The organism is Salmonella sp. SSDFZ69, from assembly GCF_004010755.1.
Classification (GTDB): domain Bacteria; phylum Pseudomonadota; class Gammaproteobacteria; order Enterobacterales; family Enterobacteriaceae; genus Salmonella; species Salmonella enterica.
This window is the reverse complement of the sequence record NZ_CP034831.1, coordinates 3,957,408-3,971,239: the sequence shown is the minus strand read 5'-3', so window position 1 is coordinate 3,971,239 and position 13,832 is coordinate 3,957,408. Positions and strand designations below refer to the sequence as shown.

Genomic DNA, 13,832 nt, shown 5'->3' with positions numbered 1-13,832 from the left:
TTTATTGCATCAAACCACTGGATAAATTTCCATGTATCCGGCTTGAGTAAATTCAAGAACAACATGGGTACTGCCTGTACAAATTTCGTTGCACGTAAATTTACCAATATCAGAAAAATTTATTGAAATAGAGGTGTATGAGAGTTAGTTTGGTATGAGTTGAATTCAGGAAAAAGGCGTAAAAGTGTTCGACTTGTGGGCATAAGCCCTTCTGTTAAATTATTAGGTGTAGGGAGCGTGTGTGCCAAATATAGCTTTCGAAGATCGGGCAGTTGCATTCATTGATGTCTTAGAATTTAAGTCCGTTGTAGAAAGCTCTGACTCGGGAGATAGAGCATTTCTTGAAGAATTGGGCGAAACATTGGGGGCGGGTGTTCCGAGATTAGATGGTAATGTTAGTCCATCCATATGTCGAGATCTAATTCCGAAACATATTTCCATTTCCGACAGTATTATTTTAAGTGCGCCATTAACCTCGGACAAAATGAGTAGCTATCTCAATAGCGAAATCAAGAGAAACTAGTTCATTGTTTACACCTAACAATTCAATCAACTTCGCGCCTGCGGCACCGGATGCATCAAAGCTGAGCCGGTTATTGAGGCGTTATACATATTGAGGAAACATGGCAGCATCACCTGAGCATCAATTTATTGCAGAAGCAATGGACAGTGTTTTATCAAGATACGCAAGTACCAAGTTGCTTGGAGTTCTTGAAGCTGGAAGGAAGAAATTCGACTACAGCTGTGTGTTAGAAAGAGACTTTCATCGAGTCTTATCGTCACAGGTTTTATGGTCGCATACTGAGGGGATTCATAAAGACCTGATGACCTTGCTGCATGAAGAAGAATCGTATCTGAAAGTTTATTTTGCAAAAGATACAACCAAACACCGAATGCGAATCGATGAAGTTATCTCAGAGTATAAGAAAAACTCACAAACCCGTGCACTGTTAAAAGGGTTACGAATAATTTACCTTCCTGGTGAATTTGACGCTGACAAATTATCAGAACAAAAGTTAATGTTAGATCTTATGTCTCATCTAGTATGCAAAGATTTGCTGTTTGGTACTGTCTTTGGGAGGTTATCTAGTTTTGATATTAGAGTTTTTGCAAATCATGGAGGGCCATTTGGTCTAAAATACGCTGTACTTGATGAGATTACAGAAAATGGATTAATCCACAACCCAACATTTAAAGAAAGGCTAGGTTACTCAACTACAGGTACAATAAGAGAAGTTACGACAATGTTGTCAGCATTGGGGTTAGTCAAACGACTAGACAACTCAGTTATTTTGCTGCCAACCCTTAAAGGGCGAATGCTCCTGGATTTAGCAAGGAAATTGGTGGTTGATAACAGCTCCGATGAAACAGCGAGCGGTGAGTTTGAAATCATTAAAAGTTTATTGTTCCCAATTGGTTCAAGTGGTCAGTTTAATTACTTAAAAGAGATCAAAGAGTCAGCACTTTACTCAGCCAACAATTTTGGAAGGAAGCTAACTGTAAGCGCCCAGTCGGAAGGCACAAAGTTTTATAAAACGTTCAATTGGGATGACTGGCGTGAGCAACTTCAAATGATGCCAGAATTAAAAGACAAATTGTTCACTGAACCTGACTTCGACTATGTGTATTAAAAATAAGTATAACAAATCGTTCAAGCGGGACTGTTAATATTTGGCTCGGTTTCGCTTCGTTACGCATTCTAGCCAAACATTATGAGAACATAAACAGGGAGTTAGCCACCCATGAACATGGGCATAGCTATAAATTGGAATCTAGAATGAAATTTAGAAATTTGGCCGGGATCTCAAAAAATGCATGGAACTAAAACGGGTCTATTTACAGTGGAGTCACACCTGTAGTCAAGCGACGCGTAGAGCGCCAGATGAACCATTACGAGCGCAAGCGGAATTTATAAGGGCGGTGCCTTAAAGAGCACAGGGAGATTGTAAGTAGCCCGATATTGTTGGCTTTTGCTTAGCTTGCTGACGGGATTTGTCGTATGAAACATGAAAATTACCTCATGTTTTATATAAGGATTCGACACTATATCAAAACCGGTAACTCTCAATCTTTCAAAGCTATGTGTCAGATCAGGTCATGATAAGACACATAAATTTAAAAATCTATATATCTGGCCCGATAGACTTTTTTATAACAGCTTTATAAATTAAACAAATCTGCCATAGAGACAGATTTGTTTAATTTATAATTAGAGGTTTGCAACGTTATGATATACTTTTTGCACATCATCATCATCTTCAAGGGCATCAACAAGTCCTTCAAAGATTTCTAAATCTTCTGGTGAAAGTTCAACTTCTGATTGAGCAATCATTTCTAATTCTGTTGTTGAAAATTCAGTAATTCCAGCTGCTTTTAGCGCTGCAATTCCTTTGTGCAGGTCTGTAGCTTCAGTATAAATAACGATGTTTCCTTCTTCTTCGGTTACATCACGAACATCAACTTCAGCATCAAGCAAAATTTCAAAAATATGGTCAGGGTCTGTTCCTTTAAATACGATCACTCCAGTATTGTCAAACATATAGCTGACAGCACCTGCCGCTCCGATATTCCCGCCTTTTTTATTAAAAATTGTGCGAATATTAGCAATCGTACGGTTAACATTAGACGTCAACGTTTCAGCGATAACCATTGAACCATTGGGTCCAAAGCCTTCATAACGCCCTTGCACGAACGTTTCATCTCCGCCACCTTTGGCTTTATCAATGGCTTTATCAATAACATGTTTTGGAACCTGTGCTTGTTTCGCACGTTCAATAACGAATTTTAAAGCTGAGTTTGATTCCGGGTCTGGTTCACCTTGTTTAGCCGCAGCATAGATTTCTACACCAAATTTCGCATATACTTTGGACGTTGCACCGTCTTTAGCCGTTTTTTTAGCAACAATATTTGCCCATTTACGTCCCACTGGAAACATCTCCTCAAAAAATTATTTACATTAATGGCAGGTTAATAACCTGCATGTTTTTCTGCCGCATTATATCATAATATATAAATTCTCGTCTATGAGAAATAAAAACATCCAGCTTTTACGGGGGGTTACTTTGATTTTAACAATGGCTAATATGGTGGGTAAGTCATTTTTTAATTTTCTTCTGGTTCTTTTTTTATTTTTAATAATTGAATTGCAGCAATAACGTCTTATTGATGGTGGTGTCGCTCATCAGGTGAGGTGGAACGCTTGCACGTCTTGCGACAAATTGTGGCAGAAACTTAATGGCGAAATTAAGAGCCTATCCCATTAGGGCTATTTTACTTGCCATTTTGGACCTGGGCAGTGCTCAAAATCTTCACGTACTACGTGTACGCTCCGGTTTTTGCGCGCTGTCCGTGTCCAAACTGGCTGCGCCAATAACGCCTACTGGGATAGTCTCTAAGACGATATATTCCCGCCTTGAGCCGCGTTAATTTGTTGCATACTTTTAAACGGAGGTATACCTCTTGTAGGCTATACCTCCTGCTTCACGTTATCGCGCGATTAACGCAAATACGCCCCAGCCAAAGTATTCTCGCGTCCAGGTGACGTGACGTTTGGGGGCTACCGTCAGTTCTGTTCGAACCTCTTGCGCAAACTCATCGTCAGGGTTTTCCTCCAGCCAGCGGCGCATGGTCATCCACTTCGCGGCTTCATATCTGTCCCAGCCTTGCGGGTCTGCCAGCACCATTTCCACTACGTCATAGCCAAGTTGGTCGAAAAAGGCGACCAGTTCGGGCAGGGGGCGAAAATCGGCGACGGATGAGACGCCACAGGCGTGGGCGATCTCTTCCGTTGCGGGGATCCGACGCCAGTACGGTTCACCGATGAGAATGATCCCGCCAGGTTTGAGGCTTTTGGCCAGCAGATCTATTGTCCCCGCGACACCGCCCGCAATCCAGGTCGCGCCTACGCAGGCCGCCACGTCATATTTTTCCTCGTCGATATAACCGGCCGCGTCGTTATGAATAAAATGTACATATTCACTGACGCCGAGCTCTTCTGCACGTTGTTTTGCCTGTGTGGTGAAGAGCGGGCTTATGTCAATGCCAGTACCTGTAACACCGTAATCGCGAGCCCAGGTGCAGAGCATCTCACCCGAACCGCTACCGAGATCGAGAATCCGCATGCCTGGCTTCATGCGTAACACATGGCCCAGTGTGGCGTACTTTTCCGCTGTAAACGGATTATGGATACGGTGTTCGCTTTCGCTAATGGTAAAAATACGTGGGATATCCATTGGGTTATTCCTTTTACTGAGGGCAATACCCTCAGAAGTGGATGCTTTTTCAGCCAGCAGCGCAAACAGCTTGCCTGCAAAAGTCTCGCCGACCGGCCAGGTGTGACTGTCCGGGCGCTGCAACACAGTGAAGCCAGCATCACCAAGCAGGCTGATATATTCATCATCGCGCCAGGCCTTCATTTGACTGCCGAAACGGGTGGTACAGCCGTTTTCCTCTATCGCCCAGAACTGCGTTGAGCTGGTTTGGGCCTCTTCATCCCAGGCATTTTCCGTTAACAGCAGATGAGGCTCGGCAAGAAACAGGCCGTGCGGACAACGCTGCCAGCCTGGCTGCGCCATGCCCTGGCGTTTAACTTCATCGAAGGTATGCACTTCAACAAGCAGTTTGCCATCCGGTTTCAACCACTGAGCGCAATGACTGATGAGGCTTTGCGCATCAGCAGCGCTAAAGACATTCAGTTCCCCAAACGTCATCATAATGAAATCAAAAGGTTCCGTGGGGTGGTATGTACGAATATCCTGCTGAATGTAGTCAATATTCAGGTTTGCGGCTTGCGCCTGCTGGCGAGCCCATGTGATGGATGCCGGAGAGAAATCTACGCCTGTGCAGTGAAACCCACGCTCCGCTAACAGGCGGGTATAAAAACCGGGGCCACAGCCGAGATCCAGAATGCGGGCGCCAGCGGGTAACTGACGGGTAATCCATGTTACCTGTTGCTCAATCACGGTTAGCCGGCGGCTGGCCCAGTCGTGGTCCTGCGACAGATGATTTTCCAGCATGCGTTGGCTGAAGGCTGGCTCGTCCCAGGGGATTTTGCCTTCATCGGGTAATAGCCGAATGTGATGCGTTGCAAAAATAACGGCGCTGATATCCATCATCATCTCCTTAGCGATTATCAGGCTGGGCGCGAACGCTGTTCAGCCCGGTTGTATTAATGCGGTAGGGCTGACCGTTAACGGATTTGATCAGCTTTTTGGTTTTGAGTTTTTTGAATACAGCGAGCGTGCAATCGGCGAGCAACAACCCTTCGCGGCTATAGCACTCAACGGCGGTGACGCGGCCTGACGCATCGCGGATGTGCGTAATGCGTCCGCCTTTGGCGAGAACGTGTAAGGTACGTTGTTCCTGACGGGATAAATTCATACTGAAGAACCTGTTTAATCATCATAGGCAAAACGTGCAAACACACTGCGGTGTCCGCATTCGATTTCGGCGCATTGATAATCAGTCCGGCCTGAAAAGGTCGGGGAACTGATTATCAGATGATGACATTCTCCAGCATCAAAGCCTCGGGTTGAGTTGAAAGGTATTTACGTCGTGAATGATAACACCTGATTTCTGTAAGTGAATAACCGGGAGTGAAAAGTGTGATCTCAAAGGGAGGCTCATGACGTTTAACGTATCAGATGAATAGCTCCCGCAATTACCATAATGAATATTGATTAAACTCATATACCCGATAATGACCGCTTTGATAGTCTCGACGTATCTTTTGGCCATTGACAGGGTTGTAGCGTTGGAAATCTTTTTTTAACCCGCTGAAAAATATCACTTAAATATTTTTCATACACAAATATTTATGGTCCGCTGAGTTCGGATCCGGTTTTGTATGGGTTAAAAAAGGTACGTTATGAAAGTCATATGGACTGTCACTCCTGTGGGGTATCAGCGCATAGCGAAACGTTGCCCTTCATGCAGCGTAAAACGGGACTTCACGCCTTCTGGGGCATTTCGGGTTAATTCGCAAAAGAAGGTACTCGATGTCTGGAGTATCTATAAATGCACACACTGCGATTACACCTGGAATATCTCCCTGTTCTCGCGCCTGCCAGTCAGCAAAATTAACCGCGATCTTTATGGCCGACTGATGGCGAATGATGCTGCCACGGTGCAATATTTTGCTTATGACAACGCGATCCTGAAGCGAAACAATGCTGAATTATCGGGGCAGCCTGATTTTCACATTCAGGAACGGTGGCTGGTCAGTATCGCCTCCCACAAGCAGGTCAGTGTTAGCGTCAGGATTTCCCGTTCTTTTCAGGTCAGCCTGCTGTCCATTTTGAAGAGGCAACTCCTGTTAAGCGCAGCCGAAATCAAGAGACGGATTGAAACAGGGCAAATAAGTGGCGTCACGATGAAAATGCTTAAATCGCGAAAACTGAAGAATGCGAAATATGACTTGCAGCTCTCTGTTGAAACACTGTATGACCGGCGAAGGATTGTTCTGACCCGTCGATAAAAACAATAAGCTTACCTTACGTTTAAGTGTGCTGGTATGGCAACGACGTAACGGAATGAAAGAAGGGCTAAGGGACAGGTGAGCTTTAGTTGAATAACCCTTGTCTGTGGCATTCAGTGAAGACTGAATGCCATGGATAATCCAGATTTTCGCACCAGTGATGATATTGTATGGATTCTTTGCGCAAGCCAGCAGAATGACAAAGGGCGATGGGTTACAATTATCTGTAGAGTAAACAAAAGGAATATAATGTGGCGCTATACAATATCTCTGAGAAAATACTGACTACCCTTGAAAAAACATCTTTCACCATCGAAAGGCTGCAGGAACGCTATGATCTTCAGGAGGCTATCAAGAAGAATATTGATATTGTCGCGCCGGGCTGCCTTGTCATATCCGAAGAATTCTCTGATTGGGAGGATAGTCGGCGGAGGATTGATTTATTAGCGATTGACAAGCAGGCCAATTTGGTTGTCATTGAACTGAAACGTGATGAAATCGGCGCGCATATGGAACTGCAGGCGCTAAGGTATGCGGCAATGATTTCAACGATGAGTTTTGCGAAAGCATGCGAATATTATCAGGCATATCTTTGGAAGCATGGGATCGATGAGAATGCAAAAGAGAAGTTACTGGATTTTGTGGAGTTAGAAGAAAACGAACTCGCTGATTTTGGTAAAGATATTCGCATCGTTCTGGCATCAGCGGATTTCAGTAAAGAATTAACGACAACCGCAATATGGCTAAGAGATAAAGGTGTCGATATTCGCTGTGTTCGCTTAACGCCTTACAACTTTAAGGGTGAAGTGCTGATTAATGCTGAACAAATAATACCAGTCCCTGAACTGGAAGAATATCAGGTCAGATTCAGAGAGAAACGCACGGAACAAATTATTAGCAGTCAAAAGTCGGAGAGGGATTATTCCTTATATAAATATAAAGGAAAAACCTTCAATAAACGGAAGCTTGCACTTGAACTTTTCACTGACTGGATTAATAAACATAATCCTGCGAATATAGATGATCTCAAGAATAAATTGAGTGAAGACTTACAGAAAAGAACAGTAGCACTGGTTGAGCAGATCCCTGAAAAAAGGAAAAACAGATATCATATGCAGGAAGATGCGTTGATTGAGTTGCCGTCCGGTGAGCGTATTGCTATATCGAATCAATGGGGGTTAGGGACTATAGAACTGCTTATTGATTTTGTTCGTCAGGATAATTTTGTAGTTGAAAAAGTGGGTTGACAGGAAGTAATAATAAAATAGATCCCATTCATTAATGGGATCTCACGTTTCATCCGATACGAAGACCATGGTCTCTTTGACAGTAGCGTCATAATTACGCAAGCCTCTTTACTTTGCTTATCATTTATATTTAATGTAAATATTCACTCAACACCATTAAAAAATAAGAAAAAATGACTCACTGTTGAGCTGATATTAATACCTGAACCACTGAATTAGAGTAATGTGGTGCTATCCATAGCGTAAGTTCTGTTGCGGTTACAGGGGGAGGAATGCACACCTTTAGACCATACTCACTAAGGCATAGCGATCTGTTATATGAAGATATTCCGTTAGAAATACGCGAGCAAATACTCTTATTGATTATCAATACGTTAGGGAATTGCTCCTCTTTTTATGATATGACATTATACTGCTATCATAATAGTCATTCTGACGAAGTTTATCGAAGAATATGTAAAACGTTGCGCAAAGAGTATGGCTTATTCACCTTATATGCGCATTCAACGTCATATCTGGATGAAATGAGTAATCTGTTATTAAAAACAGATGATAAAAGAAAGCATATTGATACCATTGAGCTTGCTTTTAACTATATAGATACCTACCTTCGAACCTATGAAGTTACGCTTGGGTTAGAACCGGATAAGGCGATTAGTGAATTAAACAATATATTTCATGAGCATAGTTTAAAATATCGCTATGAAAATGGTAGAATTGTAAGGTTGCGCAGAATAAAACGGCTTAAAAACATATGTTATTATTTGTACTCCCCTGGAGAGTATGGCTTTGTCGAATATGATCTTATGGAAGCGTATAATCGCCTGATACTTAATGATTTTGCCTGTGTCGTAAGGGAATGTCATGCAGCCTTCAGAAGTGTTATTCTCAGAATTCATGAGAGAAAAGGTATCGTGTATCATGAACAAGATAGTTTAAATACCTTAATGACTAATCTGATGGCGAGAGGCGTTATATCTGCTGAATATGTACATAAATTTCATTTTTTAAGTGACGTGCTGGAGTCAGAAATATTTCTGCCGATGGCGCAAGAAAAATCGCATCATCACTACGCAATGATGCTCCGTATCTCTGAAGAGTTGGCCTGTAGTATTTATTATCTTACTGAGCGGAGTATATTTTTTCTTACCCAGCGGGCTGAAGAAGACAGTGTCGCGCCATAATAATGATCGCGCTGTCGCTCAGTCAGACTGGATCATCGTTATTTAAATTTGTTCAGACGTCGGAATTTTTTGTTCTGCCGTCTGTTTTTTTAGTGATGAGCTGTTCAGTGCAATAATAAGGGGTACAGTACGATGACTGATTTTTAAACTGCATATCATCTGTGTCGCATTTACTCATGGGTATTGGGTCAGGGAGAGAGAAGAATGAGCACTATTTTAAAGCCTTTTTTATTGGCAGTAACCCTGATGTTAATCTTAATAAGGCCTGGCTTTGCAACGGAGGATGGAGCGATAACCATGGTTAAAACCTACAGCGCTTATGACTATTTGCAGACCCGAGCGCGGTTGATGCACGCTGTCGCCGATCACGGTCTGGTGTTATTTGGGGAATTTGATCATGCCAGAGCGGCACAGAATGTTAACCTGAAAATGCCGCCGACAACGGTTCTGGTCTTTGGCAATCCTAAAGGCGGAACGCCTCTCATGCTGGCGCATCCCGAACTGGCGCTGGATTTACCGTTTCGGGTGCTCATTAGCCAGCAAGCCGATGGGCGAACGTTAGTCAGTTATCATCCCGCTGAAACGCTGCAACGTTATGGTCTTGATGCCGCAGACATACAGGCTTTGAAAAAACTGGAACAGCTCGTTGAAAAAAGTCTCCACTAAAGCTGAAAATCGGGCGATGTGTTTGCACGGGTGATGTCGCGAATAAATGCGCTCACATCGTCCATTACCTGATGCGACAAGGCGGCATCGAAGGTGGCGCTATCAGCATCACAGAACCCGTGCCGCGCATCGTACATTTTACACTGCACCCGGGGTCGCTTTTCCAGCGCCTGTCGCATGGCGAGGGGATCAAACGCCGGCTCATAACGCGCGATAATAACCAGTGTCGGACAGAGAGGCGCAAGATGAAGGTACTGGCGTATACGGGAACCGTAATAGCAAATGACGCCATCGCATAACCCACTGGCTGCACTTAGCCATGCGAGCGTTGCGCCGACGCTATATCCTACGACGATTAACGTCTCATACTGCGTTCTGAGCTCGTGGAGTAATTTGGTAACGACGGCGGGATCAAAGCCGACATTTGCTGAAAAGTGACGGTAAGCCTCCTCCTGCTGTTCATAGCGAAAGGGGGTATGGTGAGGAAACAGCGCGGGAATATAGATGTCGAATCCGCGCGTCATCCATTCATGGCCTGCGCGTTGGATATGAGCGTTAATACCATAAATTTCATGCAGAATAATCGCTGCCCGGCGATGGCGGCTCGACAGACTGGAGGCGTTGCTTCCCCCGGATACGCCTGGGGCGAAAAACACGGTGTCTTTTATCATAACGCGTTCTTGATACAAAGAGAGCGGCTGGATTTTCGCCGATCACGCTATGTCAGAGGCGTTGTTCCTGTCAATGTACAGACACATTTTATGGCCTGATTTTTGGTTGATAAATTTTATATTGGTAAACCAATATGCTGTTCATATTCAGGCATCAGGGCTAAAGGTGGAACATCAGTCGTGTATTGTCTATTGCCTTTCCTTTCATCTGGCCTCACTAGCGAAACGGGGCGCATTATTATTTTGTTGGTTGACCAGTTTCGCGTTTTTGGTGTGCTACGCGTGCTATCCCTATTTACAAATGCTATAGTCTGATACCGGGAAATCGCATCGGACGGGCACGACCAATATGAAATCAAACACTTCTCAGCAAAGACCTTACCAGGAAGTGGGCGCAATGATACGGGATCTGATTGTGCAGACGCCGTACCGCCCCGGGGAGCGCTTGCCGCCGGAAAGAGAGATCGCTGAGAGGCTCAATGTGACGCGTACCGTCGTGCGTGAAGCGCTGATCATGCTGGAAATTAAAGGTCTGGTTGAAGTCCGCCGCGGCGCCGGGATCTACGTGCTCGACAGCGCGGATAATAACGAGATGGAAGGCGCTGACGTCAATCACTGTAATGACGCCGGGCCGTTTGAACTGTTACAGGCGCGTCAGTTGCTGGAAAGCAATATCGCTGAATTTGCCGCTCTGCAGGCCACCCGCGAAGACATCATTAAAATGCGCCAGGCGTTACAACTGGAAGAGCGAGAGCTCGCCTCCAGCGCGCCGGGCGGCTCAGAAAGCGGCGATATGCAGTTTCATCTGGCCATTGCCGAAGCGACCCATAACAGTATGTTGGTAGAGCTCTTCCGTCAGTCCTGGCAATGGCGTGAAAATAATCCGATGTGGCTCCAGCTTCATAGCCATCTGGGCGATACGCTTTACCGTAAGGAGTGGCTGGTCGATCATAAGCAGATCCTCGCGGCGTTAATTAAGAAAGACGCCCGCGCAGCGAAGCTGGCGATGTGGCAGCACCTGGAAAACGTGAAGCAGCGTCTGCTGGAGTTTTCCAATGTTGATGACATCTACTTTGATGGCTATCTGTTTGAGTCATGGCCGCTGGACAACGTTGATGCCTGATTATACCTGGAATAGCGTGGGCAGACCCAGTCCACGTTTTACTTCCTGTAGCGTCTTTTGAGTGACCTCATGCGCCCGCTCGCTACCTTTTTTCAGCAATTCCATTAGCATTCCCTTATCCGCAATAAAGGTTGCCCGCCGTTCGCGTATTGGCGCGATCAGTTCTTGCAGGCAGGTCTCCAGCTCATTTTTACAGACACGATCGCCTAATCCGCCTTGTTGATAATGTGCTTTCATCGCCGCGACTTTGGCTTTATCCGGATGGAACGCATCCAGCCACGTAAAGACGACGTTACCTTCTATTTTTCCCGGATCGCTAATTTTTAAATGATTGGAATCGGTGTACATCGCGCTGACCGCACGGTGGATGGTCTCTTCGCTGGCGGAAAGAAGCAGGGTATTGCCGAGCGATTTCGACATCTTGGCGCTGCCGTCAATGCCGGGCAGACGGCCCGTATCGCTCAGGAGCGCCTGACAGGGTCGCAATACCGGCGAGGAGAAAAGACTATTCATCTTATGAACGATCTCATTCGTTTGCTCAATCATGGGCAATTGGTCGTCGCCAACCGGTACCATTTCGGCCTTAAAGGCGGTGATATCTGCCGCCTGGCTAATGGGATACGCCATGAACCCGACCGGCAGGGAACGGGTAAAGCCTTTTTGGGCAATCTCATTTTTTACCGTAGGATTACGCTCCACTCGGGCGACGGTAACGATATTCATATACAGCACCGTTAATTCGGCGAGGGCAGGTAACGCGGATTGCAGGCAGATCGTCGTTAGCGCGGGATCGATGCCGACGGCCAGATAGTCAGCTAACACTTGCGGAATATTATCGCGGATTTTTTGCGGATTACTGCCGTTATCGGTGAGTCCCTGCAGGTCGGCAATCAGGACATACTGTTGGTGATCCTGCTGTAGCGCGACGCGCTGGCGCAGTGAACCGACATAATGGCCGAGGTGCAGCGAGCCGGTGGGGCGATCGCCAGTCAGAATGATAGGAAGGGTGTTCATTAAGGACTCCTTTATGCTTACTGTAAAGCCGAAAGACGTCCCGAAACGCAGTAGCCGCCTTTCGGCGGCTACTTAAAGAGGGATAGTGATCCGTGCCGCCTTCAGGAAGGCAGCCACCAGCGGAGATGACGTTGCGTAGCGTTGGATCGTTTCGTGTTCATGTGATCTAACGTATCACGACTAAACGTAAGGGTAAAGCGGCTGACGTGTCGTCCGGGCATAAAGTCATATCGCCTGAACAGAGAACATGTTACTGACTTTGAAACGCGATTTTATAATTTGCTGCCCAAAATACGTGGCGCTGAAAGGCGCATTTTTGATGCAAATCATTTATTACTGTGATAACACTGCGCGCGATAAAAACATTAAATATATTCACATAGTAAATATGTTCTATTGGAATGGTTGTTTTCGATATGACAAAAGTCTAAAAAGCCCATTGATGTGAAAAGGAATAAGAATTGTCTATATTCCGATTCGGTGTAATTAAGTAATTTCTCGGATAAAAATAAGAAATGATATTGATATTTCTTTTTTGATATGGTTCTTATAGCGGCTATGGTTATTCAGGAAACGATGCTTGAATGCCAGGCGTAATAGATTTCAGGTCAGTAGCGCTATTGTAAAATGGATTGTTGATGGCAGAAGGTATTTAGCAAGAATCCAGTTATAGCAGATTGTCGGTATTTAATCTGGTATACAGAGACACCAACGAAATGGCTGGAAAATGGAACGTTCTTTCATTGTTGGCGTTCCGTCCTTGTCAGCCTGCTTTGCCGCATGATAATCACGGAGGGGGGATGGACGCCATCTATTTAAAACTGGACGGTATTGAAGGCGAAAGCCGGATCAAAGGTTTTGAAAACCAAATAAAACTTATTGCTTACAACCACAACCCGACGAAACGGGAGTCCGGCGAAGCGAGAGGGACATATATTGGAGGGTTGACGCTGACAAAGCCAGTCGATCTTGCTACACCAGGCCTCTATGAGCACTATTGTAACGGGAAAACGGTGAAAGAAGGCGTGCTGACATTATGCCGTCGTGATAAGGGCGCAATGCTGCCATTTATTATTTATACGCTCACCAATGTGCGAATTTCACGCATGAGCAATCATGGCGACGCCGAAGGCAGCGCCACGGAGACCGTGGATTTGGTTTATAGCCATATTCGCTGGGATATTCCCGCATTAGCGTCGAAAAGCAAAACACGGCGGCCCCTTCACCGACAGGCGCTGTGGCGATGAGGACAAAACAAGCTTGCGGACTCGCAGTGGGCGATGCTGTATAGCGAAATGGCATTTAGCGGCTTGCGAAGGCTGATGAGCGCTCATGTAACCAATCGATTGCCTGAAAAGGCGATAACGCATGGCCCTTACACCCGTTATGATTTTTACGCATAGCCGCTAATAAAACGGCATTTTTTATATACACATCAAGTTGATAGTGTGT

At 45.2% G+C, this 13,832-nt stretch carries 12 protein-coding genes; 7 read left to right on the top strand and 5 right to left on the bottom strand.

All coding sequences use genetic code 11. From position 1 onward, the window contains the following. Window positions 1-623 precede the first annotated feature (623 nt). Window positions 624-1,631, top strand: coding sequence for a hypothetical protein (locus tag EOS98_RS19720; protein WP_061383290.1), 1,008 nt, complete (start codon window positions 624-626; stop codon window positions 1,629-1,631). Between the two features lie 578 nt (window positions 1,632-2,209). On the opposite strand, the gene EOS98_RS19715 is transcribed toward EOS98_RS19720, so the two are convergent. The 3 genes from EOS98_RS19715 to EOS98_RS19705 form a co-directional block, all read right to left on the bottom strand. Beyond that, entirely contained in the window at window positions 2,210-2,926 is a 717-nt protein-coding gene (locus tag EOS98_RS19715) for a YebC/PmpR family DNA-binding transcriptional regulator (RefSeq protein ID WP_000532939.1), read from the bottom strand. Between the two features lie 559 nt (window positions 2,927-3,485). Further along, a complete protein-coding gene (locus EOS98_RS19710; protein WP_126524320.1) occupies window positions 3,486-5,117 on the bottom strand; it encodes a class I SAM-dependent methyltransferase in 1,632 nt (543 codons plus the stop codon). A gap of 4 nt (window positions 5,118-5,121) precedes the next feature. Further along, window positions 5,122-5,379: a YjhX family toxin gene (locus EOS98_RS19705; RefSeq protein WP_001054381.1), complete on the bottom strand. Its 258-nt coding sequence runs from the start codon at window positions 5,377-5,379 to the stop codon at window positions 5,122-5,124. Between the two features lie 487 nt (window positions 5,380-5,866). Here EOS98_RS19705 and EOS98_RS19695 point away from each other — a divergent pair, with 487 nt between their 5' ends. The 4 genes from EOS98_RS19695 (at window position 5,867) to EOS98_RS19680 (ending at window position 9,572) form a co-directional block, all read left to right on the top strand. After that, complete coding sequence (locus EOS98_RS19695; protein ID WP_000864867.1) at window positions 5,867-6,475, top strand: DUF1062 domain-containing protein; 609 nt, start codon at window positions 5,867-5,869, stop codon at window positions 6,473-6,475. Window positions 6,476-6,726: 251 nt separating this feature from the next. Then, window positions 6,727-7,722, top strand: coding sequence for a membrane protein (locus EOS98_RS19690; RefSeq protein WP_001240360.1), 996 nt, complete (start codon window positions 6,727-6,729; stop codon window positions 7,720-7,722). A gap of 272 nt (window positions 7,723-7,994) precedes the next feature. Further along, the gene (locus EOS98_RS19685) at window positions 7,995-8,906 is read left to right on the top strand and encodes an STM4504/CBY_0614 family protein (protein ID WP_126524319.1); all 912 of its coding nucleotides are present in this window, start codon (window positions 7,995-7,997) and stop codon (window positions 8,904-8,906) included. 204 nt (window positions 8,907-9,110) lie between these two features. Continuing rightward, entirely contained in the window at window positions 9,111-9,572 is a 462-nt protein-coding gene (locus tag EOS98_RS19680) for a DUF302 domain-containing protein (protein ID WP_001654330.1), read from the top strand. On the opposite strand, the gene EOS98_RS19675 is transcribed toward EOS98_RS19680, so the two are convergent. After that, window positions 9,569-10,243, bottom strand: coding sequence for a dienelactone hydrolase family protein (locus EOS98_RS19675; protein WP_126524318.1), 675 nt, complete (start codon window positions 10,241-10,243; stop codon window positions 9,569-9,571). The genes EOS98_RS19680 and EOS98_RS19675 overlap by 4 nt on opposite strands. A 349-nt stretch (window positions 10,244-10,592) precedes the next feature. On the opposite strand from EOS98_RS19675, the gene uxuR reads away from it, so the two are divergent. Continuing rightward, entirely contained in the window at window positions 10,593-11,366 is a 774-nt protein-coding gene (uxuR, locus tag EOS98_RS19665) for a Uxu operon transcriptional regulator (protein ID WP_000841654.1), read from the top strand. On the opposite strand, the gene trpS is transcribed toward uxuR, so the two are convergent. Further along, window positions 11,367-12,380: a tryptophan--tRNA ligase gene (trpS, locus tag EOS98_RS19660; protein ID WP_023207484.1), complete on the bottom strand. Its 1,014-nt coding sequence runs from the start codon at window positions 12,378-12,380 to the stop codon at window positions 11,367-11,369. 716 nt (window positions 12,381-13,096) lie between these two features. Between trpS and EOS98_RS19655 the strand changes: the two genes are divergently transcribed. After that, a complete protein-coding gene (locus tag EOS98_RS19655) occupies window positions 13,097-13,627 on the top strand; it encodes an Hcp family type VI secretion system effector (protein WP_000907671.1) in 531 nt (176 codons plus the stop codon). Window positions 13,628-13,832 lie beyond the last annotated feature (205 nt).